Below are 26,753 nucleotides of genomic sequence, written 5' to 3'. Positions count from 1 at the left end.
AACTAAATTCAACGGATAAGTAATCTCTTCGACACCGAGATTCATACTCACGGGGTACTTTCGCTGTGGCATGGAAGTCGACGGTCAGCGACTCAGGGACGATATCGAGGCGAACGCCGAGTTCGGCGCACTCGACGGCGAGGGACGCGGACGAACGGTGCTCACCGGCACGGAGGCGAACCGACGGGCGCGCGAGTATTTCGTCGAACGTCTCGAAGACGCCAGACTCGACGTTCGAGTGGACGCGGTCGGTAACATCGCAGGTCGGTGGATGCCGGAGAGCGCGAATCCGGAGGTCGCCGCCGTCGCGGCGGGGAGCCACCTCGATTCGGTTCCGGAGGGCGGTATCTTCGACGGTCCGCTCGGCGTCTACGCCGCGCTGGAAGCGGTTCGAACGATGCGGGACGGCGGCGTCAAACCGACCCGGCCGATCGACGTCGTCTCGTTCACCGAAGAAGAGGGTCAGCGGTTCGCCGACGGCTTACTCGGCTCGTCGGTCGCGACGGGCCACCGCTCGGTCGAGGAGGCGCTCTCGCTGACCGACGGGCGGACGACGCTGGAAGACGCCCTCGACACCGCGGGATTCCGCGGTAAGGGCCGAATCGACGCGAGCGATTGGGACGCGTGGCTCGAACTCCACGTCGAACAGAGCGAGCGCCTCGAACGCGCAGGAATCCCGGTCGGCGTCGTCACGACCATCACGGGTATCACGCACTGCGACGCCGAAATCGTTGGCGAAGCGAACCACGCGGGGGCCACCCCGATGTCGGAACGAACCGACGCGCTGACCGCCGCGAGCGAGTTCGTCCTCGACGTGGAGCGCGCCGCCCCCAACGTCGGAGAGACGGCGGTCGGGACGGTCGGAAAACTCGACGTTCGCCCGAACGCGACGAACGTCGTCCCCGGGCGAGTCGAGATGGGCGTCGACATCCGCGACGTGAACTACGAGGCGATGAACGAGATCGTCTCCCGGGCGCGGGACGCCCTCGACCGCCTCGAAGCGGAACGCGGGGTCGAAACGAGGTTCGACCGCGAGTTCGACCTCGAACCGACGGACATGAGCGACCGATGCCGGAAGGCGGCGCACGAGGCCGCCGAGGACGCAGGTATCGACACCGTCGACCTCCACTCGGGGGCGGCCCACGACACAATGCGAATCGCGGACGTGACGGACGCGGCGATGCTGTTCGCGCCCTCGCGCGATGGCATCTCGCACAACCCTGCCGAGTGGACGGAATGGAACGACTGCGCCGCTTCGACGCGGGTGCTCGCCGGTGCGCTCGCCTCGCTGGCGCGCTAATCGCGGCTCCGGCTGGTCGCCGGGTCGTACCCCGTTAGCTGTCGAAGTTCGTCCTCCGAGAGGCCGTCGCCGCCGACATTCATCTCGTCGATGCCGACCCCACTGGTGACGACGGCTCGGAACGCTTCTTCGAGCGTGAGGTCGATGTCCAAGAGTTGGTGGTCGGGGACGTTGACGACGAACCCGCCCATGACGGGGTTCGGAGCCATCGGGAGAAAGATGGTCGTCATGGCGTCTTCGCCCGCCGCTTCTCGAATCCCTTTCGGCGTCTCCGCCGTCACGAAGACGATGGTGTAGCTGTCGTCGGTCGGAAATTCGAGTAGTTTCACGTCCCGAAAGTGGTCGGCGTCGCTCTCTATCATGGCGTCGCCCATCCGTCGGAAACTCCGATAGACGGTTCCGAATCCTGGCACTTGACTGATAACTTGGTCGAAGCTGTCGATCGCTCGCTCGCCGAAGGGCGAGTGAGCGACGAAACCGACGACCAGAATCAGCGCGAAAACGGTCATCGTAGTGATACCTCCTAAGACATATATCGAGGATATTGATACGAACTTGAGCAGCGGTCTGAGCACCTTCGCCACGAAATCGAGCAAGACGACGATAACGTACACCGTGATGAGCAAGGGAACGACGACGGTTACGCCGGTGAGCGCCGCCTCGCGCACCACCTCGAATAAAGACAAACTCTCGGAATCGTCCATCGTTCATCACACGAGAGTACTACATAAAGAGCGTACCGCCTGCACCTGCCGGCATCGAGTCCGCCATCGGAGAATTCGCCGGCAGAGTCTTTCGTGAGTGAGCCGTATAACGCGTATGAGTACCATGGCTGTTGTGCGGCTCTCGGCGGCGGGATTCGCACTGCAGACGACACTCGAACGCATTCCGGAGGTCGAATTCGAAGTCGAGCGCGTCGTCGCACACGAAACGGGGAAGGTGATGCCCTACATCTGGGCGACGGCCGACCCCGAACACGCGGACGATCTCCGGGCGGCCCTCGAAGACGACCCGACGACGGGCGGCGTGGAACTCCTCGTGGAGGCGGACGGCGAGTGGCTCTACCGGATGGAGTGGGTCGGGCAGACGCAGTTCGTCGTCCACATCCTCGTCGACGAGAAGGGAACCATCGTCGGCGCGACCGGAAAGGAAGGCGAGTGGCGACTCCAAATCATGTTCCCCGACCGGGACTCTTTGGGAGAGACGTACGATTTCTGCGAGGTCAACGACATCCCCATCGAGATAGAGCAGATATATCGAATGGATCAGTCCCCTCGGCGAGGGCAGTACAGCCTCACGGAGGAGCAGTACGAAACGCTCGTGGCCGCCTTTGAACGCGGCTACTACGACATTCCACGGGGGATATCCGGCGACCAGCTCTCCGACGAACTCGGCATCTCGCACCAGGCGCTCTCGGAACGTCTCCGACGGGCGTACAAGAACCTGATATCGAACGCGCTCGTCGTCAGGGACGACGAGTGCCGATAGTCTAATTTCGCCACCGCCGGCCGAACGCGGACACCGGCGTTTCCGGTGTCGCTCGCCTACCCGTTTTCACCGTCGGCATGGAGCATCCGCGGAAACACCAGCCACAGGAATTGGACGACGACGACCATGACGAACGGGCCGAGGAAGATGCCGTACCAGCCGAAGGTAGGCGGGCCGAGGAGGTACGCGAACATGATGAGTCCGGTGTGGAACATGCGGCCGGAGAGGGACGGTCGCACGTAGGTTCGGATGACGTTGTCGAACACGAACCCCATAATGACGTAGAAGAGGACGGGAAACCAGAGGCGCGCGGGGTCGGATTGCACCGCAACGACCCCAAGATAGAGGACGACGAGGAGGTACACGATAGACCGACCGATGAGCGGAACGATGGTCGCGAGCCCTGTTGCGATGGCGACCAGCATCGTCTGCGGGATCGCCATTTCGGGCGGCGCAACGAGATTCAAGACGTTGTAGATAACGGCGGACAGGACGATGATGACGAAGATGGTGAGCGTGTAGCCGAAGTAGACGGAGGTCAGGCCGCGGTCGACCGCCCGCAGATACTCGTACACGGTCGTCCCCTCGTCGGCGACGGTCGAACGGAACCAGTCGGCGATCCGCTCCTCGTCGCGCACCGCGAAGAAGACGAAGAGTAACGCGAGGAACAGGCCGTACGCTTGCACCGCGAACGTCCCGACGACCTCGCGCAACTGGCCGAGCAAGGAACGGATGGAAGGGTCGCGGAGCAGCTCCGAGACCGAGTCGTACAGTCGGCTCGGGTCGGTCGGAATCGTCTCGATGTCCGTGCCGGGGAAGAGTATTCGTACCACCCGTTCCACGTCCACCGGTCGAACCGACGAGAGTTGGCCGAACGCGACGACGGCGATGGCGCCGAGGAGGGCGACGAAGGGGAGGATGATGACCCCGAGTGTGACGAACGAGGCGACGCCCGACGACAGTCCGCGACGCCGGAGCCATCTGGCGATGGGACGGGCAACATAGTACAGGAAGAGACCGAATATCGACCAGCCGAGGTAGGCGTCGAGCGAGACGACGAGGACTACGACGAGAGCGACCGCGAACAACCACCAACCGATTCTACCTCCGTCCGACCCCCGCTCGTTCCAGAGTTGCATCTCGCTCCCTCTACGGCCAGTGTACGATAGAGATACTGATAATTCTCTTGGAAAGTCAGACGCCGACGCGAGTAGGATATTCGCCCGACTCGGATGCGTGGTGGCGGAAATCGCGACTTTCCGACCGCATGGAGCGAACCGAGTATCGACTCGATTGTACTTCGCGGAGGTGTCCCCACCACCTTTATCAGCGTCCTCGCCGACTCACGAGTCAATGGCCGCGGAAAACGTCGAAACGAGGGAGACGGGCGAAGCGGGCGTCCGGATGGTAGCCCTCTGGCTGTTGCTCACCGTCGCATTCTTCGTCCTCACCAAGGGACGAGACGAGAGATGACCGACTAGTTATCGGGTCGCAGACTACCTTTCGAGCGCGCGCCCTCCGAAAACCCCGGAGTATTAACCCGCCTGCCGACGTGCGGTAACGTATGACGGATATCCTGCCGGACGAGACGAGACGGTTCCTGCGCGCCGCGATTCCCGAACCGGACGAGACGCTCCGCGAGATGGAAGAGCGCGGCGAGGACTTCCCCACCGTCGGGCGTGAGGTCGGGCAGTTCCTCCGACTGCTGGCGCGCGCCGTGGACGCGAAGCGAATCTTCGAGTTCGGGTCGGGGTTCGGCTACTCCGCCTACTGGTTTGCCGGGGCGCTCTCCGAGGACGGCGAAATCGTGCTCACCGAGTACGACGCCGACGAACTGCGCGAGGCCCGCGAGTTTCTCGAACGAGGCGGTTTCGCCGACCGCGCCGTCTTCGAGAACGGCGACGCCAACGAGACGATCGACCGCTACGACGGTCCGTTCGATGTGGTGCTCGTCGACCACAACAAGGACGGCTACCCCGAGGCGCTGGGGGCGGTTCGGGAGAAAGTCGCGCCCGGCGGCGTCGTCGTCGCCGACAACGCGATGGTCAGCGGCATCCAGGATTTCGACGCCATCCTCGCCGCGCTGGAGGGTGACGATCCCGAGATGGACGACGAGACCCGCGGCATCGCGGAGTATCTGTTGACGATGCGCGACGACCCCGCGTTTGAAACGTCGGTCGTCCCGTTGGGCGAAGGAATCGCCGTGAGCTACCGGAAATAATTCTTCCTTATCGAAATGTCAGAGGCGGTGACGAGATGAGGTCGGAGTGTTGGCGCCAGACCTCCATTCCGTGTCACGGGTATCTCGTCACGCTTCTTGCTTCGGCCGCTTCGGTAAAATGCTTTGTGGAGTGTTTACATGGGACGGGGGATTCACACAGGACGGGTACTGGGTCAGCCCGGATGCGACTACCCGCGCACGAGCCACCAGAGCGCCGTTCGAACGCGTCCTTCCGCGGCGAGTTTGGCGCCCGCTATCGGGACGAAGACGATCGCTGCGACGGCCACGATGCCGAACAGCAACGCGGCCTCGGCGGTCTCACGAACTGTCTCACGGGTATCTGTCGAGTTCATTGGACACTCACCTGCCTCGAAGTGTAGGCCATTCGGGTCGAGGATAAGCCTAGTGGGCTCCTCGAAGCGAACATCTATCGGCGTGCCGACCGACGTTCGAACGAATGCCCGAACTGCTCGCAAATCCGTACGAGTCGGTCGATTGGGAACGGGTCAACCGGCGAAAAGCCCAGTTTCACGCCCACTCGTCCCATCCGTCGACCGACGGCCACTCCGGAAACGAACCGCCGGACGAAGTCATCGACGCCTACGCCGAGGCGGGATACGCGGCGCTCGCCCTGACCGACCACGAGTACACCGTCGAATCGTCGAACTGGCCGTGGGAGAGGTGGAATCGGAATCCCGCGGATTCGGAGATGGTCGGCGTCGAGGGCGTGGAGCTCGGCGGCGACGCAGACCGAATCCCCCACGACACGCTGAGCCTTTTCAACGACCTCGCGGACACGACCGGCATGACGGTCGACGATGCGCTCGACGCGATCACCGAGCGCGACGGCGTGGCGATATTCGCTCACCCCGGTCGGTACCACGACGCGTCGGACGTCGACTGGTACGTCGAACGCTTCGAAGTGCATCCACGACTGCTCGGGTTGGAGGTCGTCAACGCGACGGATCGGTACGCGACCGATCGGGGGGTCTGGGACGCGGTGCAGTCGCGACTCGGCAACCGCCGCGCCGTCTGGGGGTTCGCCAACGACGACTACCACGGACGCGAGATGGGGTACGGTTTCGACCACGCCTACAACGTGTTGCTGCTCACTGACGTAACGGAAGCGGCAGTTCGCGCGGCCGTCGAGGAGGGTCGATTTTACTGGCAATTCGTTCCGGACGAGGGGTCGCCGCCGAATATCGACGCGATTCGTCACGACCCCGACCGCGGTACGCTGCGGGTGGTCGCGGGCGACTGCGACGTGGAATGGATCGCCGACGGGGAAGTCGTCGGTCGAGGCGATTCGTTCCGCTACCGCGCTCTACCTGACGGGGTCGAATACGTTCGTGTCCGACTCGTGACCGCGGAGGGAAGCGAGGCGAGTACGCAACCGTTTCTACTCGGGTGACGGCCGCGTCGTCGTCGTTTCGGGTGTTCCAGTCGGTTCGGTCTTTTCGATCGTTTCGGTCGTTTCGCCCATCCTGGTCACCCCATCATAGATAGGCGCAAGACCTGCTTGTATCGGTGACCCTCGACAGATGCTGCCTGGATACGGGAGTAAAAGCGAGTCGGCGCACACGCTTCTAGCATGACGCTAGTTATCAATCAGCTTAGTTCGACGAGCGCGATATCGACGGACGACGGGGGTGACGGTCGTGAACACGGTTGAGCGGTGGAAGCAGGAGAAACACCCGCTGGACGTCATCGAGGACGTTTACGAGTACGCTGACGAGGGACTGTCGTTCGACGAGATCGAAGCTCGCGCCGGCGACGGCGAGTGGGAGCGCCTGAAGTGGGCCGGTCTGTACAAACACGGCCAGCACCGGGGTTACTTCATGCTCCGCACCAAGGTGCCCGGTGGCCGGTTGACACCCGAACAGGCCGAAGTCATCGGCGAGGTCGCCGACGACTTCGCAACCGCGCCCGACGCGCACGGCGGCGAGAATCAGAACTCGGTTTGGGGCGACGCCTTCCTCGACATCACGACCCGACAGGACATCCAGATGCACTGGATAGAGATCGAGGACATGCCCGAAATCTGGCGACGTTACGACGAAGTCGGTCTCACCACCGTCCAGGGCTGCGGCGACGGCGCCCGGAACGTTCTCGGTTGCCCCGCGGCGGGTCTCACCGACCACGAGTGTTTCAACGCGCAGCCAGTCGTCGACGCCGTCTCCGACTTCTTCACCGGTAACCGCGAGTACGCGAACCTGCCGCGGAAGTTCAAGATGACGGTAACCGGCTGTCGGGAAGACTGCGCGCAGTCGCAGATCAACGACATCGGCCTGACGCCCGCCCGGAAGCGAATTGACGGCGAGGAGTACTACGGCTTCCACGCGAAGGTCGGCGGCGGTCTCTCGGACGGGCCGCGCATGGCCTCCCCGCTCGACGTGTTCGTTCGCCCGGAAGACACGGTCGAGTTCTGTCGTGCCGTCGCGCAGGTGTTCAAGGAGTTGGGCGACCGCCACAACCGCGGCGTCTGTCGGATGCGCTATCTCGTGGAGCAGATGGGCGTCGAGAACTTCGAGGAGGCGGTTCGAGACCGCTGTTCGGTCGACCTTCGCTCGCGCGGCGTCGACCGCTCCGAGAGCTACACCGGTGACCACGTCGGAATCCACGACCAGAAGCAAGAGGGCCTCCGGTACGTCGGATTCAACGTCATCGCGGGACGAATGGGCGGCGACGAGTTCGCTGAAGCGGCGCGCGCGGCGCGGCGTCACGGCACCGACGACGCGACGCTCCGACTCGCCACCGACCAGAACTTCCTGATAACGCACGTTCCCGACGACGGCGTCAAGGAACTCGTCGACGAACCCTTCGCGGAGGACTACCAGCCCGACCCTGGACCGTTCTCTCGGGGTGCCGTCGGCTGCACCGGTTCCGAGTTCTGCAACTACGGCATCATCGAAACGAAAAACCGCGTCCGTCGATGGGCCAAGGCGTTGGATGAGCGGATCGATACGCCCGACGACCTGGACGTCGTGCGGATGCACATGAGCGGCTGTTCGGCGTCGTGCGCGCAGCCCCAGATAGCTGACATCGGCTTCCGCGGCGAGACGGTGAACGTCGAGGACGCCGACGAGACGACGAACGAGGAGGGCGACGCGATAGTCGAAGGGATGGACTTCGGCCTCGGCGGTTCGCTCGGCGCGGACAACGAATTCATCGATTGGGTCGAGACCGCGGTTCCCGCGAACGCGGTCATCCCGGCCATCGAGGAACTCTTCGAGGCCTACGTCGACGAGCGCGCCGACGGCGAACGGTTCTACGAGTGGAACCGCCGAACCGACGACGACCGACTTCGAACCGTCATGCAGCGCGCCGACGCGCCCGTCTCAAAGGGGGTGGCGCAGGATGACTGAGCGATCGATGCCCGGCGTGCCCGGCTCGGCCGCCGACTCGGACGAGTGCTGCGAGGACGGCCGGTGTACGTGTTCCGCGGACGAGGCCGCGACGGGCAGCGGCGAACGAGGCGACGCGACGCGAACCGCGTCTGGGCTTCGTTCCGACGGCGGCGCGCGGCCCGCCAACGTGGACGACGACGGGAACCTCGGCGACGTTGAGTTCACCGAGCCGTCGGTCGGCACGAGTCAGGACGTGGACGGCGGGAATCCGACGGCCCGACCCGGCGTGCCGGAAGGCGTCGAACTCGACACGCCTTCCTACTCCATCCGAAGCGAGATGAACGACATCGACACGCCGGACGACAAGACGTGGTTCATGGAGCTGGACGAGGCGGTCATCGAGGAAGACCGCTGTATCCAGTGCGGCACCTGCGTCGCCGCCTGTCCATCGGACTCCATCGGCATCGGCGACGACGACCTGCCAGAACTGGTGAAGATGTGTACCGGTTGTTCGCTCTGTTGGGATTTCTGTCCCCGCGGCGGCCTGCGCTACGAGCGCCAGTGGAAGATAACCGGCGGCGACGACAACGTCTCGGGCGCGGGCGACCCGATAACGGAGTTCTCCGCGAAGGTGTCGGACGACTGGCGCGAGAACGCCCAGGACGGAGGCGTCGTCACGTCAATACTCAGCCATCTCCTCGAAGCGGGCGAGATAGACGGCGCACTGATCGCCACGGAATCAGACGAGGAAGCGTGGAAGGCCGAGAGCTTCCTCGCCACGAACCACGAGGAACTGGTCGAGAACGCCGGGAGCTTCTATAATCAGACGATGGCGCTCGGCAACTTAGACCTCTCGCGTTGGGAGCACAAGCTTCCCGACAAGAGCATCGACGAGATGAGCCTCGCTATCGTTGGGACGCCCTGTGAAATCGAAGGCATCCGCGCGCTCCAAGATTTCGACTGGGACTACCAATCCCAGGAGGGCGGCGTGCGCGCCATCGACTACACCATTGCGCTGATGTGCACGAAGAACTTCAACCACGAGCGCCTCATCGGCGAGCAGTTAGAGGAGAAACGGGATATCTCGCCCGAGGACATCGGCAAACTCGACGTACTCGACGGCGAACTGCGGGTGTACGACCACGACGGCGAACTCGCGTTCGAAGAATCTATCAAGAACTTCCACGACGCCGCGCTCAAGGGCTGTGACGAGTGCGCCGACTTCACGGGGTACTGCGCCGACCTCACCGTCGGCTCCGTAGGGAGTCCGGACGAGTACTCCAGCGTCATCGTCCGGACTGAAACCGGACTGGAAGCGTGGAACCACGCCGAACCGGATCTCGAATACGACGATCTCTACAACCGGAGTGCCATCGGACGGCTGCAGAGTTGGGACAAGGACAAGGCGTTCTCCTCGCTGGAACGACCGTTCGACCCGGACGCACCGCGGTTCATCGAGTACACCGACCACGCCGAGGCGTACGGTACCGAGCGCAATCCCCACGAAGCCGACCACTGATTTTTCGTCTTCCTCTCTGGTTTCTGTCGCGAAGTTCGCGCCGGTGCTTCCCCGACGGCCACCTCAAGATTAACGTAGTTACGAATCCGAATTATATAACTACTGACCGATACCATGAGAAAAGTGATGCTTCGCTTCCCGCGATCCGTCTCGTCGATGGGGTGGGAGCACGTCGTCGTGGCCTTGGGCTGGCTGTACGTCGTGCTCGCCGGGGGACAGGTCGCGCTGGCGACCGCCGTGGGCGAGCCACTCGCGGAAGCACTCATCGACTTCGTCCTCGTGGGCGGCCCCGGTATCATCCTACTGTACGTCGGACACCGATTGCCCAAGACCGAACTCCACCCGGAAGCGTATCCGCGCATCATCACGTGGTGTCTCGGCGGATTTGGGTCGCTGCTCGCCATCGTCGGCCTACTCATCCTCAACCCCAGCGTCACCGTCGACCATTCTGCTTTGGACGCTCGCGCTCGCCACGGGAATCGGTGCGGTCGGCGGCCTCGCCATCGGAACGAACGAAGCGCGGGCCATCACGCAGGCGTACGAGGCCGAACGGCGCAACCGAGAGCTGACGCGGTACGAGACGCTCATCGAAGAAGCGACGGACGTCAACGCCATCCTCGACCCCGACGGGACGCTCCGGTATCTGACGCCGTCGGTCGAACACGTCCTCGGATACGCGCCCGACGAACTCGTCGGGCGGAACGCGAACAGGAATTCCAGCGCCAGAACGACCGATTGGAGTGCTTTGCGAGCGTGCTGGCCCACGAACTTCGGAACCCGCTCTCCATCGCGCAGGGGTACCTCCCGTTCGCCGCGGAGGGTGACGAAACCGCCGCGGACGAGGTCGTGACCGCGCTCGACCGCATCGAGGAGCGGATAAACGTCCTGCTCGTCACCGCACGCGGAGCCGATTCGACCGTCGAACGCGAAACCGTGGCGCTCTCCGCCGTCGCCGCGGACGCGTGGACGAAACGCACCGCGGACGCGGCGAACTCGTCGTCGAAACCGAGCGAGCAGTCGAGGCCGACCCGGTTCACCTCCGACATCTGCTCGAAAACCTGTTCCGAAACGCCGTCGAGCACGGCGGCGAGGAGGTGACAGTTCGCGTCGGCGACCTCCCGACCGGCTTCTACGTCGAGGACGACGGCACGGGAATCTCCGAAACGGCGCGCAAGTCGGTCTTCGATGTGGGGTACACCACGGAGACGGGGGAATCGGACTCGGTCTCACGATCGTCGCGCGACTGGTCGACACGTACGATTGGGACTGTACCATCACCGAAAGCGAGTCCGGTTGCGCGCGGTTCGAGTTCACGGCCGTCGACACGCCCCGCCTGCGGAACGACGACTGAACGAACCGACGTGCGGTCGCGGCTTCCGTCTCGAATTCGCACGAACCGCGGTGTTTAACCGGTTTCCGCGCAACTATCGACGCCATGTTCTCTCGAATCCTCGTCCCGACGGACGGAACGCCTAGCTCGGCCTGTGCCGTCGAAAACGGACTCGGAATCGCGGCCGAATACGGAGCCACCGTGCACGCACTGTACGTCGTCGAGACGAGTTCGTCGATGGGACACGTCGACTTCGTCGTCGAGCGCCACGAAAAAGCGGGTGAAGACGCCGTCGACGCGGTCGAACGACGGGCGGTGGCGTTCTCGGTCGCAGTCGTCAAGGCGTTTCGCTACGGCGTTCCGGACGAACAGATACTCGACTACGCCGACGACCACGACATCGACCTCATCGTGATGGGCACGCACGGACGCTCGGGCCTCGGCCGGTTCGTGAAGGCGGGCAGCGTCGCGGAACGCGTCGTCCGCGACGCCGACATTCCCGTGATGGTCGCGGGGCGGGACGCCTGTACGCTCCCGACTTGAGCCGATGCAAGTCGGCACCACCGCCGATTTCGAAAGCTCAACCCGATACTTTGGCTTTCCGTAGTGGATGTACGCGCACTCTGCTTCGAGAACAGGAACCGTATAACAAGGACGGCGGAACAAGTGCGCTCTCGTATGGAGATACCGGAGTCGAAGGGGCGAATCGAAAATCCAGCTTCCGAGGAAAGCGATACGGGGGCGGACGGGGATCACGGCGAGGCGCACTCGAATCCGATGTGGGGGTTCTGGACGGCGTTGGTTCTCAGTAGCGTGTTCGGACTGTTTCTCTGGTTCGGCGTCGTCAGCGTGCTGTTCGGGTACGAACTACTCAGCGTCTTTTTCGTCCTTCTCGGATGCCTGTTCATCTCGACCGCATCTCGTCTCGTAGCGTAATGCGATCCACTGGGCGAGTTTTCCGACCGCTGCGTACTCGCACTCGGGATAGTTCGCCGACGGTAACCACAAAAACGATAGACGGACGAGGTGGAGTACAAACGATGGTGATGAAAATATCACGGCCACAATCCCTTTTGCCGTTGGAGAAATCCCCCTTATACGCGACTCCGGTTTGCCCTCATGAGCAGTACTGATAAAAATACGGACGATTCTTCGGGATGGTTCGAACACGTCCTCGAAAAAACTCGCCTCTCCGTCGTTTCGTCCGCCGGCCATCGTCGATTGGCGTCCGTCCTCGCCGTCGCCGTCTTTGTCAGCAGCGCCTATCTCCTCACGCACCCCTACCCGGCGTACGGTGCCGGCCTCTTTCTCGAGATATCCGAGACGATAGCGGAGCGAAACTACGCGTTTCCGAAACGTATCGCCGGATACACGCGAGGTGGTGTTCCGTTCGCGTATCCGCCGCTCGCGTTCTACGTCACCGCGCTTCTCCTCGATATCGGCGTCGATCCGCTCGTGATAACTCGCGCGCTTCCGACCGTCGTGACCGCTTTGGCGTTCGTTCCGTACTACTTTCTGGCCCGCGAACTCCTACCGTCGCCGAATCGAGCGGGCGTCGCTGCGATAATCGCCGCCGTCACTCCCGTGCTCCTCGAATGGCACCTCTCGGCCGGCGGCATCGTCCGCGCCCCCGCGTTCTTGCTCCTGCTCACCGGGCTGTACTTCGGAGTTAGATTGTTCCGCGACGGGAGCCGACCGTGGCTTTTCCCCGCGTGCGCTCTCTTCGGGCTGACGGTGTTGACGCACCCAACGTACTCGGTCTTCTTCGGCGTGAGTTACGTACTCTTTTACGTCGCGGAGAGTCGGTCGCTCGTCGGCTTACGGGATGGCGCCACTGTCGCGGGGGTCGGACTGGCTATCGCGGTGCCCTGGGTCGCGTTGGTCGCTTCGAATCACGGTATCGGCGTTCTAACGTCCGCGGCGGGAACGCACGGCGGACTCGGTGCGGGGGCGACGCTGTTCGTCCGACGACTCGGGGATCCGCTTTCGACGTCCGTCTTCATCGTCGTCTGGTACCTCCTCCTGACGCTCGGTGTCTACTACTTCGTTTCTAAACGACGACCGTTCATTCCCGTCTGGTTCGTCGTTTCCGTCTTCCTGATGGACGAGATACGATTTGCCTTCGTTCCCGGTGTCTTGCTCGTCACGATGGGTCTCACCGACGTGGTTCCGGCGATACGATCGCGACTCCCCGGGTCGGACGGGAAAACGATTACTCCGACCGCCGTTCAGGCATTCGTTCTGGGACTCCTCGTCGTCTCCGGTACGCTGTTCGTGGTCGGGATTCCTATCGCGGGCCAAACGCCGATGCCGGCGTTCATCGACCAAGAGGACACCGAGGCGATGGAGTGGGCGAAAACGGAGACACCGAACGATGCGGAGTTCGTCGTCCTCGGCGACGCCGCTGAGTGGTTTCCGTATTTCACGGAGCGGACGATACTCGTCGGCCCGTGGGGCGTCGAGTGGACGACACCCGCGAAGTACCGCCAGCAAATGGACGTGTACACCGACCTTTCGACCTGTCACACTGCAAGATGTTTGACGAACGAACTTCGCGTACAACAGTCCCAGCCGACGTATTTGTACGTTCCAAAGGGAACGTACACGGTTCGAGGAACGACTATCGATCAACCGAAGCGCATGCGTCGCTCGCTGGAGCGAAGCGAGCGATATCGAATCGCGTACGAAAACGAGGGGGTGTTGGTCGTCCGAGTTCTCGCCGACGGTCGTCGATGAACCGATTCGGAGACGACCGCGGGTCGTTACCGCCACCGTCCGAAAAAATGATCCGTCAGGGGCCGGGTACCCCAAGCGCTCGGGGAGCGACTATGTTGAGCAGCGTGAGAAGGTACAGCACGACGGCCGACGCGACCCACGCGATCAACCCGATCACGATGGCGTTGCCCCACCCGCCGGGGTAGCGCCAGTTGATGACGCCGACCCAAGCGATGAGCGCCAAGAGGGCACCGACGATGGGTATCCACCCGACGAAGAAGCTGACGATTCCCCACACTATCGCGCCGATTAGCGCCGTGACGATAGCGTGGGTGTAACTCGTCGTGTGACCGAGTATCGTTCTAGCACCGATGTAGATGCCCAACCCCCCGACGAGCAGGCTGATGATGAAGATGATGAGCGTGGATACGACGCCCATGCTTACACCCCCGTCGAGGCGCTGTACGATTCTTGACCTGTCCGACGTTCTTCGTATTCGTACATCGCTCTCACCACGTACTGAGTACGACGGAATTGTTTGAATGTCTATTGGCTAGACAGAGTCCGTCCGTGAACTGAATCGAATCCGAACTCGTCCAACTCAGAACTCGGTGACGACGGGAATGCCGACGGTGTCGTAGTTCCCTAACGATGCGATGGTCTCCGGCACGTCTTCGAGGGCTATCGTCTCGGCGACGATTCTGCCCGGGTCTATCGACCCGAACTCCATCATCCGGAAGATCTCGTCGTACCTGCTCGGCGGCATCCCGAACGCGCCGTAGAAGTCCCGCTCGTCCATGGCCATCACGTCGACCGGCAGGGAGACCTCGCCTTCCTCCTCCGACGTCGTCAGACCTATCTGCAGGTGTTGGCCGCCCTTCCCCAGACTGTTCACCGAGTTACGGCAGGTCTCGGCGATGCCGAGCGCGTCGATGGAGATGTCGACGCCGCGGCTGCTTTCGGTGACCCCTTTCACGGCTTGGGGAACGTCGGCTACCTCGGTCACGGCGACCGTCTCGACCGCACCGAGTTTCTCGGCCTTCGAGAGGGCGGCGTCGTCGATATCGACGGCGACGACGTTTGCGCCGAGGGCGTCGGCGATGTGAACCGCCGACAGGCCGACGCCGCCGCAGCCGTGAACCGCGACCCAGTCGCCCGGCGTCAGGTCGACGCGGTGAGCGAGGCCGTGGTACGCGGTGGCGAACCGACAGCCCAGACCGGCGACGCTGACGGGGTCGACCTCGTCGGGCAGTTTCACCGCGTTCTGATCCGCGGCCCGAACCGGGAACCGCTCCGCGAATCCGCCCGGAGCCATCTCCAGAAAGCCCATCGGAACCATCCGTTCGCAGATGTTCCCCCGTCCGTTTCGGCAGTGGACGCACGTCCCGTCGCTTAAGTTGAACGGCGCGGTGACTCGGTCGCCCTCGCGGAGTCGTTCGACGTCGTCCCCGATTTCGACCACCGTCCCGGCGGCTTCGTGGCCGAATATCAGTCCCTCGGTGGGCGTGACGCCGATCCAGTCCCAGTCACCCTGCGACGCGTGCCAGTCGCTTCTGCAGACGCCGCACGCTTCCGTTTCGACGACGACCTCGTCGTCGGCTGGCTGTGACTCGTCGACCTCCTCTATCTGGAGCGGTTCGTTCACTCCTTTGAACACGGCGGCTCGCATGACCCCGTATCTAGCCCAAGAGGTGATTAGTGTTGGGCAGGGCATGCGAGGTTCGTTTTTCGAGGGGCTTTAACGCGCCGTGTATTAGTGGCGCTACCGCTATCGCGTTCCGTGATGACACTTATCCGTCACACCGCGAGGCGGAGACGCCTACGAGAACGCCGCGAACGACGGTGACGATATCCCATGCAACGCGAGAACGATTCCGAATACGGAGCGATAAGCGAGGACGTAGAGGAACACCACCGAACGGTCGCCGACGATAACCTCTCGGACGAGCAGTACGGACTGCTCGTCGGGGGTGAGTGGGTGACCGGCGAGACGGGTGAGACGAACGAAGCGACCGACGCGACGACGGGAGAGACGCTGGCGACCTTTCAGGCTGGGACGCGGGACGACGTCGACCGGGCGGTCGCGGCCGCGCAGGACGCGTTCGACGGGGCGTGGGGACAGCTGTCAGCGACCCAACGCGCGGACACGCTGTTCGAAATCGCGGACGAGATCGAGGAGCAGAAAGTCGAATTGGCCCGCCTCGACTCGCTCGAGATGGGTAAGCCGAACCAACACTCGCTGCTCGTCGATATGACGATCACAGTCGAGCAGTTTCGCCACTTCGCGAGCATCGCGCGGACGGCCGAGGCCGGACGGCACCCCTCCACGAACGGCGACAAACTGTGTTACACGCGGAGCGAGCCGTACGGCGTCGTCGGGCAGATAAGCGCGTGGAACTTCCCGTCGATGTTCGTCGCGTGGAAGGCCGCCCCCGCGCTCGCCGCCGGGAACGCCGTCGTGTTCAAACCCGCGAACCGAGCCGTCCTCTCGACACTCGAACTCGGGCGGATCATGAACCGAATCCTCCCGGACGGGACGGTCAACGTCGTCACCGGGAGCGGCTCCGAAGTCGGGTCTGCGATAGCGAACCACGAAAAGATACGGAAGGTCGCACTCACCGGTTCGACGGCGGCCGGACGGTCGGTGATGCGGGACGCCGCGGAGACGATAACGCCGGTGTCCCTCGAACTCGGCGGGAAGAGTCCGAACATCGTCTTCCCCGACGCTGACCTGGAGAAGGCGGTCGAGGGGACGCTCATCAGCATCTTCTTCAATCAGGGCGAGCAGTGCACCGCCGGGTCGCGGTTGTACCTCCACGAGGACATCGCCGACGAGTTCCTGGAGCGGTTCACGGACGAGATGGAGCGACTGACCGTCGGCGACCCGCTCTCCCCGACCACCGACATCGGCCCGCTCGTGGACCACGATCACTTCGACGCCGTCCGGTCCTACGTCGAAACGGCGACGGCCGAGGGCGCGCGAGTGCTCGTCGGCGGGGAACGACTGGACGACGAGGAACTCAACGGCGCGCCGTTTTTCGAACCGACCGTCCTCGTGGACGTGGAACCCGACCACACGGTCGCGCGGGAGGAGATATTCGGCCCCGTCCTTTCCGTCTTCGAGTGGTCGGAGCAGGACGAGGTCGTCGAGCAGGCCAACGATACCGAGTACGGGCTGACCTCCGGGGTCTGGACGACCGACCTCGAAACGGCGCACGAGATGGCCGCCGAAATCGAGGCCGGGACGGTCTGGGTCAACACGTACAACGAACTCGTCGACAACCTCCCCCACGGCGGCTACAAACAGAGCGGTATCGGACGCGAACTCGACGCGGAGGCGTTCGACGCCTACCGCCAGACAAAGACGGTCGTGTGTAACTTCGGCAACCTCCCGAAGTTCGGGTGAGTCCATCGGACGCCCTCGGGGTCGTCCGCCTCGTCCGGTTCGGAACTGAGCCGACGAGCGACGGTCGATCGAAACCGTCGCTGCACCGATAAAATCTCCACTTTCGTAGCAAAATATATAGTGTGATGAGTATAATGTATGTGCGTCATGTCAAAACTTGACAGGCGAAACTTTCTGAAAAGCGCGGCGGCCGGTGCCGTCGCACTGACCGCGATGGGCGTCTCCGGCGCCTCGGATGGCCGCGACCAGTTCGTCGTAACCGTCCGTGAGAAGGGCGTCCGAGAGCGCCTCGACCGAGCGGGGGTCGACGTTCGGGCGGCGATCGCCGACGGGCGCGTTCTGCTCGTCGGCGCCGACGCCGAATCGACCGTTCGGGGGGTCGACGGCGTCGAACAGGTCGAGCCGAACCTCGGCTATCGACCGGTCGGGCCGGAACTGGAATCCACCGACGAATCGCTCGACGAGGAGTACGCGAGCCTCCAGTGGGACAAGCAGGGGGACACGACCGGTGCGTTCGAAGCGCACGACAGCGCGACCGGCGTCGGAAGAACGGTCGCCATCATCGACACCGGCATCGACACCGCGCATCCGGACCTCCGCAACAGCGTCGAACGGGGTAAACTGTTCCGCGTGGACGGCGTGACCAGCCCCGACGGACGCCCCACGGTCGCGGGCGATACGACCATCGACGCGCGGCTCCCGCCGAGCGGCGAGGAAATCGCCTCCTACACCTATCTGGGAGCGCCGAATACGCGGTCGCAGACGGCGGCCGACGACGTACACTCGCACGGGAGTCACTGCGCCGGCATCGCCACAGCGAAGAACGAGGGGAGCCTCGGCGTTGCGGGAATGGCTCCTGACGCCGAAGTGGTTCCGCTTCGAGTGTTCTACTGGAAGAAACTCACCGACTACCCCTACGACGAGGACGGCGACGGCGAGGAAGAGAGTGTCACCGTGACGACGCTCTGGACGACCGATTTCGACATCCTCAGTGCCATCGACTACGCGGGCCGAATCGGCGCCGACGCCGCGAACATGAGCCTCGGCGGCGGCGTCATCAAGGGCAACGCGCACAGCAGCGGCGAGCATGTCGCCTACCAGACGGTCATTCAGTCCGCCGTCCAAAGGGGTACCGTCGTCACGACGAGCGCCGGGAACTCCAGCGCCGACCTCCAGCACGAGGGCTACTACACGCTCCCGAACAGCGTCCCCGGGTCCATCAGCGTCTCCGCGACGGGGCCGAACAACGAACGCGTGTTCTACTCGAACTACGGCACCAGCGATATCGACGTCGGCGCGCCCGGCGGCGGCTACGAGACGCTCGAAAAGACGCTAGCGTCGGACACCGAGTGGCCATACCCGACGAACCTCGTCCTCTCGTCGGTGCCGCCGGATCTCAACGACGGTTCCGCGTACGCCTGGTACGCGGGCACGTCGATGGCGGCCCCACAGGTCGCTGGACTGGTCGCGCTCGTCCGTGAGGTCAATCCGGACTTGAGCGCGAAGCAGGTACAGAGCGTCATCGAGAACACGGCGCGCTACAGCGACGGGAAGGGCGACACCGACCTCGGCGCGGGAATCGTCCACGCGCCGAGGGCCGTCGCCGAAGCCGAGCGGCGCGAGTAGCACGGGACAGCTCTTTTCGCCCCCTCCGACGGTTCGACCACCACTGTCGCGTCAGCCGGTTCAGTCGCGGCCGAGCACGTGCTCGATTTCGTCCGGTGAGACGCCCGCACCTCGGAGCACGTCCTCGGTGTGCTCGCCGTGGTCGGGGACGGTCGTCGGAACCGATTCGGCCGCCGGGGTGAGAGCGGGGAATCCGAGACGAGACGGCGCTCCCGCCGCAGTCTCGACCATGTTTCGCGCCCGCGTCTGCGGCCGGTCGAGCGCCTCCGGAAGGGTGAACACGCCGCCCACCGCCGTGTCCGTATCCTCGAACTCGTCGAGCCACACTTCGAGCGTTTTCGACTCGAACACGTCCCGAAGCGTCTCTCGGACGGCCGTTCGAACCGCTGGGTCGTCGCTGAGATGATTTTCGGCGAGTTCGGGGCGGTCTATCGCCGCGCAGAGCGCGTTCCAGAACTTGGGTTCGAGGGCTGCAAGCGTCAGATATCGTCCGTCCGCGGTGCGATACACGTCGTAGCAGGGGAACTTCCCCGTGAGCATCGTCTCCCCCGGTCGAGGCGTATCGCCGGCGAGCGCGCCGCCGGCGAAGAGCTGCGAGAACGACAGCATCACGTCCGTCATCGCAATATCGACGCGGGTTCCCCCGGAACCGAGTTCTCGAGAGAGCAACGCGCCGACGATGCTGAACGCCGAAAAGAGGCCGCTCGCCATATCGACCACCGGATAGCCGGGTATCGTCGGCTTCGAGTTCGCGTCCGGTCGGGTCATGTCCAAGAGACCGCTGACGCCGGCGTAGTTGAGATCGTGTCCCGCCCGCTTCGCGTGGGGACTTTCCTGTCCGTACCCCGAAAGGGAGACGTAGACCAACTCCTCGTTGTACCGCGAGAGCGTCTCGTGATCGATTCCCAGTCGCTCGGCGACACCGGGTCGGAAGGTCTCGAACACGACGTCTGCATCCTCGACCAGTTCGTAGAACGCCTCGCGCGCGGTCTCCTCCTTGAGGTCGAGGGCGACGCTCCGCTTGCCGCGGTTCACCGCTTCGAAGATGTGGCCGTAACCGCTCTCTCCGACCGCCCCCATCCGTCGCGCGTAGTCGCCGCCCGCCGGTTCCTCTATCTTGAGCACCGTCGCGCCGAGGTCGGCGAGGAGTTGCGTCGCGTACGGTCCGGGGAGGAGTCGGGAGAGATCGAGCACGCGCACGTCATCGAGTCGCATGGCAGTAGAGAAGGAGAGGACGACTAAATGGTTCGGGGACGCCGAACGTTTCAAGCGAGTCGCGCGGTAACCGTCTCGCATGGCAGTCTCCGGGACCGTCGACGCGCACGTCCACCTGATGCCGCAGCGCCTGATGGCGGCGATACGCGACTCGCTCGCCCGCGACGCGGGGTGGACGTTCGACCATCCGACGGAGCGAGAAGCGATGGAGACCGCGTTGCGGTCGGCGGGCGTCGAACGCTACTTCGCGCTCCCCTACGCGCACGAGGAGGGCATGGCCGACGACTTGAACGAGTGGGTGCTCCGCGAGGCCGCCGACTCGGAGATGGCCGTCCCGTTTGCGACGGTTCACGGCGACGACGACGTCGTGGCTGTGGTTCGAAAGGCGTTCGAGGCGGGCGCACGCGGACTGAAGTTCCAGTGTCCGGTTCAGGAGTGCGGGCCGGCGGATCCCCGACTGGAACCGGCGTTCGACCTTGCCGCCGAATACGACCGACCGATACTGTTCCACGCCGGAACCGCCCCGATGTTCCAGGACAGTCCCCACGTCGGAGCCGACCAGTTCGCCGAGTTCGTCGAATCGTACCCGGACGTTCGGGCCTGCGCGGCGCACATGGGGACGTACGAGGTGACGGAGTTTCTGGAGTTCACTCGCCGGCACGACCAGGTGTTCCTGGACACGACGATGGCCCTCTCGCCGCGCTCGGCGGACGTGCTGGGATTCGACCCGGCGACGATACCGGACGAGGCGTTGACCTCGCTCTCCCGCTCCGTCATGTTCGGCTCTGACTTCCCGAACCTCCCATACCCCTACGCCGAGGAGCGACGAGGATTGCTCGACCGCGACCTTTCGGAATCGACGTATCGAGACGTCTTCCGCCGAACCGCGGAACGGTTCCTCGGCGAACGGGACTGACGAGCCGTTTTCCGCGCTTCGGCGAACGCGGCCGGGGACGGCGGTCGCGTCGCCGAACTCACTCGCCGAGTTCGGTTTCGACCGAACACCATCAGAGGTTGCCCCGTCCGCGGGCCTCGGCGCGTTCGAGGACGCCGTCCTCGACCATCTCGTCGAGTCGTTCTCGCATCGAATCGGGTGACGTTTCGAACTCGTCCGCGAGATACCCCGTGTTCACGACCGGCGCCGGCGCGTCCCGAATCGCGGTCACGAGTTTGTCGCTTTCGATCCGCTCCGGCGAGTCGCCGTGGTTCTTCTCGTCGGAAGTCATGGTCGTGCGAACTTTGGCCCGCCGACGCTAACTGTCGTTCGGCGACGGTGGGCGAGTGACCGGTCGGCTCTGCTCGCGTCGACTCGTCTTCAGTATCCACCGCCACCGTCCGACGACGTCGTTGTCGTCGTCTTCGATTTCATCGGCATGCCGTCGGGCGCGAGCACCCACCACACGTCGCTGACGCCCTGTCCGTTCGCGTCGCCAGGGTTCGCGTCGGAGGAGAAGTAGTACAGCGGCCAACCGTTGGCCGTCACCTGCTTTTCACCCGACTTTCGCTCGAAGGTTTCGATCATGGCCGTGACGCCGTCGCCTTTGGTCGGCGACTCTTTCACCGTGAGCGGCGGCCACGCATCGACGCAGGAGTCGTAGCACGTGCTCTCCATCTTTCCTTTCGTATCGCTGTCGAACATGTAGAGCGTCATCTCATTCGGGCCGACGAGGATATCGTCGAGCTCCGGGTGCGATGAGACTCGGACGGTCGCTTTCGACGTCTGTCTGTTCGTCGTGGTCGTCGTTTTCGTCGTTCCCGCCGTCGTCGTGGACGTGTCCGCCGCGGTCGTCGTGGTCGTCTGGTTCGCTTCGCCATCTCCGCCGAGACATCCGGCCAGCGTCATCGTCGCGCCGACCGTCGTGAGGAACGCGCGTCGTGTTGGGCGCATAACCGAACGGTGGTCGAGTCGAGGGATGAGCGTTTTCCGAACTCAGTCCAAAATTCGTCCAACTTCAGCCCCGAATCAGAGCCACGTGATTCGAGCGAGGAACGCGAGCGCGACCAGTTCGAGGCCGCAGAGGAGCGTCACGCCGACTTGCACGTCGACCCCGGCGTGGTCGAACCAGCCGATGAAGTCCGGATGGAGGAGGTAGAAGTAGAGCCAGAGCGCGTTCTCCACGAGGAGGAAGACCGCGAACACGAGCAGTCCGAGGGTGTGTCGAGCGCCGTGCTGGCGGTAGTTACGAAGCCAGACGGAGCCCAACGCCAGCAGTAACAGTAGGTTCACCCCTGCGGCGGCCCGGGCGACGTCAAGCCAGATGGTCATCGGTACTCCGTTTGCAGTCGGCGGCTATATGCTCTGTCCAAATTTCGTCCGGAATCATTGCTCCTCCGAGTCGACGACGGCGATTATCTCCTCGACCGTTTCCCAGTTCGATTTCACCTGCTCGGTGAACAGGTAGACTGCGGCGTACTCGTCGTCCGTTCGCTCGACGACGTTGTTCTCCATCAGCACGTCGAGGTGGTGACGAATCGTCGTGTAGTCGAGTTCCAGTTCGGTCGCGAGTTGGTTGGCGTTCCGCGGTCGCTCGTCCAGCGCCCGGAGGATGCGGACTCTCGTTGGCCCGCCCCGGGAACTCGCCAGAAGATACCAGAGAACGCCTTCCATCACTCCACTGATGGAAGGGTGGTAACAAAATACGTCCGGTCGAACGACGAAACTCACTTCTGGGATTCTCGAAGGATGAGCGGGCCGATGGCGAGCGTTCGCTTGGCTATCGGCGCGATGCGGAGGATGTACGACGTGAACAACAGGAAGGGGATGAGCGTGATCGTGAACGCTCCGCTGACGACCCATGTGACGGTCGGAATCGACAGTACGGTTCCGGAGAACGTCTCGGCTCCGACGAACGTCAGCATGCCGCCGGAGACGATGAGCGCCGGAATCGCGGCGTAGAGGATGTACTGCGAGAGATCGACGAGCGCCCACTGGAAGTAGAGCGTCTTGATGTGCTCGCGGGCCGGTCCGAACATGGCGAGCGCCGTTTCCAGGTCGTCGAACGCGGCGCGCTGGTCGTCGTTCAAGGATTCGGAGAACTCCTCGCTCATCCGTTCGACCTGATATATCTTCCACCCGTAGTTGAAGTTCAACGCTGCGAACAGCACGTCGAACGTCCCGAACTGCGCTCCTTCCAGTTCGTCTTGCACTTCCTTGGCGTTCCCGTACAGACTGTCGATGAATTCAGACGCTTGACGAATCAGCTCCTCGTCGTTGCTCTCTCGGACGAGACGGTCGAGTACCTCGGCCCGCCGTTCGGTCGCGGCAACGAGCCGACCGAGAAACGTCGAGGGGTCGGCCGGAACAACGGAGCCGAACAGGTCTTTCGTGTACGTTCGAAAGTCCATCGCGTCGCTCATTCGCTCGCGTTGGTCGCCGAGTGGGCCGTTCTCCTGCGAGAGGACGAGTTGACTGATGGTGACGACGAGCGTCGTACCGGTGACGATCACGCCGATCATCGCCGAGAATATCGTCTCGATGGTGTCTGTCGATTTGATCTCGCTCGGAAGCGGCGGGTCGAGAGCGGCGCTAAACGCGACGAACGAAACGAAGACGAGGAACGCGAGCAGCCCGGTGAGGAGAAACCGATTCGTGCGGAAGAGCAACCAGATTTTGAGCCGACTTTCCCCCGACCGGCCCCGCATCGTGTCTGCAGTCCCGATGTCGCCCGTTTCGTCGTTACTCATCCGCTACCCCCGCGTCTCGATTCCGCGGTCGCTTCAGAACCAAGAACTTCGTTCCGCCGCCGGTGTAGTCGATGGTGTCGACGAACTCCCATCCATCGTCGCCGAGTTCGTTGAGCTGGGCCGTTGGGTCGCTCGCCTCCTTTTGCGTTTCCTCGCGTGGAGGTCTGAGGCTTCGATACTCCCACTTGACGGGATCGCTAGCGCGCATAGAAACACCACTAGCGACGCTACCATAAGCGTGTTAGCGTGCGGCGGAGGCGTTTCGAGCGACGGACGAGCGTGCAGAAACAGTTTCGTCAAACGGTGTACGCGTTCCACTCCGGCATCGTGCGTACTACTTTTTCACCTCGTCAGGGCCTCGACCGATGATGAGGGTGTTCTTCACGAGGTTCTCGTGGGCGCGCCGGAGGCGTTCGGAGACCGCCTGATGCGTGATACCTAACTCGTCGGCGAGGTCTCCGGCGTCCAGATTGCGGGGAATGTCGTAATAGCCTTCGTCGTACGCGAGCGTGAGCGCGTCCTGCTGTTCTTCCGTCAGGCCGAAACGCCCCTGCCGACCCTCTTCTAACTGATAGATGTTCAGAATCTCGAGCGAGAGTCCGTTTTCTTCGCAGTACTCGTAGGTTCGTGACAGGGAGTCGCGGTCGGGAAACAGGATGCGAAGGTTCCAGTGGTCGCTGTTGCCCGTCGCGGCGAGAACGGTTCCTTCCTCCTCGATGAGAATCTGGACGAGCGTCTCTATCTGGTCGACCCACTCCATCCGATAGAACCACTCGTCGTTCGGACTGGCGAGCAACTCGAACTGGTTGACGCTTGGATCCTCGGAGAAAGCGGTTTCTATCTCCTCGCGCTCGCCACCGCTCACCCACACGAACGGCATCATCATGGCGGAATCGTGGGCGACGACGCGTTCGATTTCGAGTTCGGAGCCCTCCACGTCGGAGAGCGTCTGGCTGAGCGCGAACTCGTTGGCCGGAACCTCGACTTCGACGACGGTACCAGTCATGTAATAGTGGTGGTGTAGGTCACAGATATACCCGTTGGCTCCTGAAACGCGAGTTACGGCAGCGACAGAGGCGAATATGCGACCACGCCACGAGTTCAGCAAACCGGCGTCCGTAGAACGACTGGCACCGCATCTTCTGGCGTAATCGGCCGGCATAATGGAGGCGAAACGTTTTTCTCCTAAACCGCCGGAACTGAAACCGGTATGTTCGCAGCCACCACTGCCGGTGGTCGATTTTGGCCGACCACGGCACGCTGAGCCGATTTCTGCCGTACCGTTAGTGAAAACGTTCCGCGAGGAGGCCGGTCGTGACTAAACTCGACCCGTGGGGCGACGTGGAGGTGACCGACTACGAGGCGACGATGGAGCAGTTCGGCATCGAGCCCATCGAGGAGGTAGTCGACCGGCTTCCGGATAACCGGCTCGTTCGTCGAGGATTAGTGTTCGGCCACCGCGACCTCGACACCGTCCTCGACGCCCGCGACGACGGCGAGCCGTTCGCGGTGATGACCGGAATCATGCCCTCAGGCGTCTTCCACTTCGGCCACCGCACTGTGGTCGAACAGATACTCCTGTTTCAGGAGATGGGCGCGGAGGTCACGCTCTGCGCGGCGGACATCGAGTCGTACGCCACGCGGGACGTGTCCCTCGAAGAAGCGCGCGAACTCGTCGTCGAGGAGTACCTGTTGAACTACGTCGCGCTGGGGTTAGACCTCGACGCGACGGACTTCTACTTCCAATCCGGAGCGGGCAACGACCACCACGTTCGGAGCAAACTGTTCGCCCGGCACGTCACCCAGAACGAGTTCGAGGCGACCTACGGGAGCGCCGACCCCGGAAAGCTCGTCTCGGCGCTGACCCAGTACGCCGACATCCTCCGCCCGCAATCGCCCGACCGCGTCGGGCCGAAACCCACGGTCGTCCCGGTCGGCATCGACCAAGACCCGCACGTCCGACTGACCCGCGATGTCGCCGCCCGCTACCGGGATGCAGGGTACGTAAAACCGGCGAGCACGTACCACCGGTTCATGCGCGGCCTCCAAGGCGGGAAGATGAGTTCGTCCGACCCGAAGAGCCACATCGCGCTCACCGACTCCGTGGCGGACGCGAAGCGGAAGATAGACGAGGCGAAGACCGGCGGTCGGGTCAGCGTCGAGGAGCACCGCCGGGAGGGCGGGAACGTCGAGGAGGACATGGTGTTCGAGCTACTCGCGTACCACCTCGTGGAACACGACGACGAACTGGATCGCATCCGCGAAGAGTACGAGTCGGGCGAGATGCTCTCCGGCGAGTTGAAGCAAATCGGAAAGGAGCGACTCGAAACGTTCCTGCGCGACCACCAGCGCAGGCGCGAGGAGGCTCGCCCGAAGGTCGAAGCGTATCTCGACGAGCACACCGCCGTCGGAGCGTCCAATTGATGCGTATCCGGCGACTCCGGGCGGACGAACTCGTGACGCTCGTCGACGACCTCTGGTTACCCTTCGCCCGCGAGATGGCCGCAGTGGACGATTTCGACACGCTCGCCGAACAGGGCGTCCGACGGGAGATTCACTCTTACGTGACGGAACGTTTTTCGGACGACGACGTCGCCACCTACGTCGCCGACGACGCGGAACTGGTCGGCTACGTCACCGTCGAAAAGCGGTCGTCTCCCTCGGTATTCGCCCGCGGCCAGCGAGGGTACGTCGATGGACTCTACGTCGTACCGAAGCGCCGCCGGGAGCGCATCGCCTCGTACCTCCTCGCGCGCGCCGAAGCGTGGGCGCGACGACGAGGATGCGACCACCTCTCGCTCGACGTTCACGCCGAGAACGAGACGGCGCGGTCGCTGTACGATGACGGTGAGTTCGAGACGAAGCGACACCGGATGACGAAGCGGTTGTAGTAGTACCGGCA

Annotated in this window: 30 protein-coding genes; 17 read left to right on the top strand and 13 right to left on the bottom strand. The window is 63.4% G+C overall.

The annotated features are described in order from the left end of the window. Nucleotides 1–70 precede the first annotated feature (70 nt). Nucleotides 71–1,300 carry a Zn-dependent hydrolase gene (locus tag LIW51_RS22930; RefSeq protein WP_227377404.1) on the top strand — a complete coding sequence of 410 codons (1,230 nt, stop codon included), beginning with the start codon at nucleotides 71–73 and terminating at the stop codon, nucleotides 1,298–1,300. Here LIW51_RS22930 and LIW51_RS22925 read toward each other — a convergent pair. Beyond that, a complete protein-coding gene (locus tag LIW51_RS22925; RefSeq protein ID WP_227377403.1) occupies nucleotides 1,297–2,004 on the bottom strand; it encodes a DUF502 domain-containing protein in 708 nt (235 codons plus the stop codon). The two genes, LIW51_RS22930 and LIW51_RS22925, sit on opposite strands and share 4 nt — an antisense overlap. Nucleotides 2,005–2,128: 124 nt before the next feature. On the opposite strand from LIW51_RS22925, the gene LIW51_RS22920 reads away from it, so the two are divergent. Next, complete coding sequence (locus LIW51_RS22920) at nucleotides 2,129–2,788, top strand: helix-turn-helix domain-containing protein (RefSeq protein WP_368411811.1); 660 nt, start codon at nucleotides 2,129–2,131, stop codon at nucleotides 2,786–2,788. Between the two features lie 56 nt (nucleotides 2,789–2,844). Here LIW51_RS22920 and LIW51_RS22915 read toward each other — a convergent pair whose 3' ends face one another. Continuing rightward, nucleotides 2,845–3,927, bottom strand: a complete 1,083-nt coding sequence (locus tag LIW51_RS22915) for an AI-2E family transporter (RefSeq protein ID WP_227377401.1) — start codon at nucleotides 3,925–3,927, stop codon at nucleotides 2,845–2,847. Nucleotides 3,928–4,352: 425 nt separating this feature from the next. Between LIW51_RS22915 and LIW51_RS22910 the strand changes: the two genes are divergently transcribed. Further along, nucleotides 4,353–5,009, top strand: coding sequence for an O-methyltransferase (locus LIW51_RS22910; RefSeq protein WP_227377400.1), 657 nt, complete (start codon nucleotides 4,353–4,355; stop codon nucleotides 5,007–5,009). A gap of 188 nt (nucleotides 5,010–5,197) precedes the next feature. Here LIW51_RS22910 and LIW51_RS22905 read toward each other — a convergent pair whose 3' ends face one another. Next, nucleotides 5,198–5,362 (bottom strand): hypothetical protein, encoded by a 165-nt coding sequence (locus LIW51_RS22905; RefSeq protein ID WP_227377399.1) that lies wholly within the window; start codon nucleotides 5,360–5,362, stop codon nucleotides 5,198–5,200. A gap of 104 nt (nucleotides 5,363–5,466) precedes the next feature. Here LIW51_RS22905 and LIW51_RS22900 point away from each other — a divergent pair, with 104 nt between their 5' ends. The 9 genes from LIW51_RS22900 to LIW51_RS22865 all read left to right on the top strand — a co-directional run bounded on the left by LIW51_RS22900 (nucleotide 5,467) and on the right by LIW51_RS22865 (nucleotide 13,941). Further along, on the top strand, nucleotides 5,467–6,420 hold the full coding sequence (locus LIW51_RS22900) for a PHP domain-containing protein (RefSeq protein WP_227377398.1): 954 nt from the start codon (nucleotides 5,467–5,469) through the stop codon (nucleotides 6,418–6,420). Between the two features lie 247 nt (nucleotides 6,421–6,667). Continuing rightward, on the top strand, nucleotides 6,668–8,374 hold the full coding sequence (locus tag LIW51_RS22895; RefSeq protein WP_368411832.1) for a nitrite/sulfite reductase: 1,707 nt from the start codon (nucleotides 6,668–6,670) through the stop codon (nucleotides 8,372–8,374). After that, nucleotides 8,367–9,875 carry a Coenzyme F420 hydrogenase/dehydrogenase, beta subunit C-terminal domain gene (locus LIW51_RS22890; RefSeq protein ID WP_227377396.1) on the top strand — a complete coding sequence of 503 codons (1,509 nt, stop codon included), beginning with the start codon at nucleotides 8,367–8,369 and terminating at the stop codon, nucleotides 9,873–9,875. The genes LIW51_RS22895 and LIW51_RS22890 overlap by 8 nt, the downstream gene beginning before the upstream one ends. A 385-nt stretch (nucleotides 9,876–10,260) precedes the next feature. Continuing rightward, nucleotides 10,261–10,725, top strand: a complete 465-nt coding sequence (locus LIW51_RS39435) for a PAS domain S-box protein (protein WP_227377395.1) — start codon at nucleotides 10,261–10,263, stop codon at nucleotides 10,723–10,725. After that, on the top strand, nucleotides 10,629–10,973 hold the full coding sequence (locus LIW51_RS39430; protein ID WP_368411810.1) for a histidine kinase dimerization/phospho-acceptor domain-containing protein: 345 nt from the start codon (nucleotides 10,629–10,631) through the stop codon (nucleotides 10,971–10,973). The genes LIW51_RS39435 and LIW51_RS39430 overlap by 97 nt, the downstream gene beginning before the upstream one ends. Next, entirely contained in the window at nucleotides 10,922–11,284 is a 363-nt protein-coding gene (locus LIW51_RS22880) for an ATP-binding protein (protein WP_255767548.1), read from the top strand. The genes LIW51_RS39430 and LIW51_RS22880 overlap by 52 nt, the downstream gene beginning before the upstream one ends. A gap of 26 nt (nucleotides 11,285–11,310) precedes the next feature. Then, a complete protein-coding gene (locus tag LIW51_RS22875) occupies nucleotides 11,311–11,748 on the top strand; it encodes a universal stress protein (RefSeq protein WP_227377393.1) in 438 nt (145 codons plus the stop codon). 135 nt (nucleotides 11,749–11,883) lie between these two features. Next, nucleotides 11,884–12,141, top strand: coding sequence for a hypothetical protein (locus LIW51_RS22870; RefSeq protein WP_227377392.1), 258 nt, complete (start codon nucleotides 11,884–11,886; stop codon nucleotides 12,139–12,141). Nucleotides 12,142–12,324: 183 nt separating this feature from the next. Then, on the top strand, nucleotides 12,325–13,941 hold the full coding sequence (locus LIW51_RS22865) for an ArnT family glycosyltransferase (protein ID WP_227377391.1): 1,617 nt from the start codon (nucleotides 12,325–12,327) through the stop codon (nucleotides 13,939–13,941). 55 nt (nucleotides 13,942–13,996) lie between these two features. On the opposite strand, the gene LIW51_RS22860 is transcribed toward LIW51_RS22865, so the two are convergent. Both LIW51_RS22860 and LIW51_RS22855 read right to left on the bottom strand, forming a co-directional pair. Then, nucleotides 13,997–14,359 (bottom strand): hypothetical protein, encoded by a 363-nt coding sequence (locus LIW51_RS22860; RefSeq protein WP_227377390.1) that lies wholly within the window; start codon nucleotides 14,357–14,359, stop codon nucleotides 13,997–13,999. A gap of 162 nt (nucleotides 14,360–14,521) precedes the next feature. Continuing rightward, a complete protein-coding gene (locus LIW51_RS22855; RefSeq protein WP_227377389.1) occupies nucleotides 14,522–15,589 on the bottom strand; it encodes a zinc-dependent alcohol dehydrogenase family protein in 1,068 nt (355 codons plus the stop codon). Between the two features lie 186 nt (nucleotides 15,590–15,775). Here LIW51_RS22855 and LIW51_RS22850 point away from each other — a divergent pair, with 186 nt between their 5' ends. Together LIW51_RS22850 and LIW51_RS22845 are read left to right on the top strand one after the other, a co-directional pair. Beyond that, on the top strand, nucleotides 15,776–17,326 hold the full coding sequence (locus LIW51_RS22850) for an aldehyde dehydrogenase family protein (RefSeq protein WP_227377388.1): 1,551 nt from the start codon (nucleotides 15,776–15,778) through the stop codon (nucleotides 17,324–17,326). A gap of 147 nt (nucleotides 17,327–17,473) precedes the next feature. Continuing rightward, on the top strand, nucleotides 17,474–18,952 hold the full coding sequence (locus tag LIW51_RS22845) for a S8 family peptidase (RefSeq protein WP_227377387.1): 1,479 nt from the start codon (nucleotides 17,474–17,476) through the stop codon (nucleotides 18,950–18,952). Between the two features lie 60 nt (nucleotides 18,953–19,012). On the opposite strand, the gene LIW51_RS22840 is transcribed toward LIW51_RS22845, so the two are convergent. Then, entirely contained in the window at nucleotides 19,013–20,167 is a 1,155-nt protein-coding gene (locus LIW51_RS22840; protein ID WP_227377386.1) for a CaiB/BaiF CoA transferase family protein, read from the bottom strand. Between the two features lie 79 nt (nucleotides 20,168–20,246). Between LIW51_RS22840 and LIW51_RS22835 the strand changes: the two genes are divergently transcribed. After that, the gene (locus LIW51_RS22835) at nucleotides 20,247–21,083 is read left to right on the top strand and encodes an amidohydrolase family protein (RefSeq protein WP_227377385.1); all 837 of its coding nucleotides are present in this window, start codon (nucleotides 20,247–20,249) and stop codon (nucleotides 21,081–21,083) included. Between the two features lie 91 nt (nucleotides 21,084–21,174). On the opposite strand, the gene LIW51_RS22830 is transcribed toward LIW51_RS22835, so the two are convergent. The 7 genes from LIW51_RS22830 to LIW51_RS22800 form a co-directional block, all read right to left on the bottom strand. Next, on the bottom strand, nucleotides 21,175–21,393 hold the full coding sequence (locus LIW51_RS22830; RefSeq protein ID WP_227377384.1) for a hypothetical protein: 219 nt from the start codon (nucleotides 21,391–21,393) through the stop codon (nucleotides 21,175–21,177). 89 nt (nucleotides 21,394–21,482) lie between these two features. Continuing rightward, nucleotides 21,483–22,055, bottom strand: a complete 573-nt coding sequence (locus tag LIW51_RS22825; protein WP_227377383.1) for a COG4315 family predicted lipoprotein — start codon at nucleotides 22,053–22,055, stop codon at nucleotides 21,483–21,485. Nucleotides 22,056–22,130: 75 nt separating this feature from the next. Further along, nucleotides 22,131–22,433, bottom strand: coding sequence for a DUF8036 family membrane protein (locus tag LIW51_RS22820; RefSeq protein WP_227377382.1), 303 nt, complete (start codon nucleotides 22,431–22,433; stop codon nucleotides 22,131–22,133). A gap of 54 nt (nucleotides 22,434–22,487) precedes the next feature. Next, entirely contained in the window at nucleotides 22,488–22,775 is a 288-nt protein-coding gene (locus LIW51_RS22815) for a winged helix-turn-helix domain-containing protein (protein ID WP_227377381.1), read from the bottom strand. A gap of 53 nt (nucleotides 22,776–22,828) precedes the next feature. Beyond that, nucleotides 22,829–23,851, bottom strand: a complete 1,023-nt coding sequence (locus LIW51_RS22810) for a DUF7972 family membrane protein (RefSeq protein ID WP_227377380.1) — start codon at nucleotides 23,849–23,851, stop codon at nucleotides 22,829–22,831. Next, on the bottom strand, nucleotides 23,844–24,059 hold the full coding sequence (gene sp36 / locus LIW51_RS22805; protein WP_227377379.1) for a Sp36 family protein: 216 nt from the start codon (nucleotides 24,057–24,059) through the stop codon (nucleotides 23,844–23,846). Before sp36 ends, LIW51_RS22810 begins: the two co-directional genes overlap by 8 nt. Nucleotides 24,060–24,185: 126 nt before the next feature. After that, nucleotides 24,186–24,857, bottom strand: a complete 672-nt coding sequence (locus LIW51_RS22800) for a helix-turn-helix domain-containing protein (RefSeq protein WP_227377378.1) — start codon at nucleotides 24,855–24,857, stop codon at nucleotides 24,186–24,188. A 308-nt stretch (nucleotides 24,858–25,165) separates the two neighbouring features. Between LIW51_RS22800 and trpS the strand changes: the two genes are divergently transcribed. Together trpS and LIW51_RS22790 are read left to right on the top strand one after the other, a co-directional pair. Next, nucleotides 25,166–26,275, top strand: coding sequence for a tryptophan--tRNA ligase (trpS, locus tag LIW51_RS22795; RefSeq protein ID WP_227377377.1), 1,110 nt, complete (start codon nucleotides 25,166–25,168; stop codon nucleotides 26,273–26,275). Continuing rightward, on the top strand, nucleotides 26,275–26,742 hold the full coding sequence (locus LIW51_RS22790) for a GNAT family N-acetyltransferase (RefSeq protein WP_227377376.1): 468 nt from the start codon (nucleotides 26,275–26,277) through the stop codon (nucleotides 26,740–26,742). The genes trpS and LIW51_RS22790 overlap by 1 nt, the downstream gene beginning before the upstream one ends. Nucleotides 26,743–26,753 lie beyond the last annotated feature (11 nt).

It is taken from the genome of Haladaptatus halobius (assembly GCF_020618475.1).
Lineage (GTDB): Archaea > Halobacteriota > Halobacteria > Halobacteriales > Haladaptataceae > Haladaptatus > Haladaptatus halobius.
The sequence above is the reverse complement of the archived record's forward strand: the minus strand, read 5'-3'. Positions and strand labels throughout refer to the sequence as shown.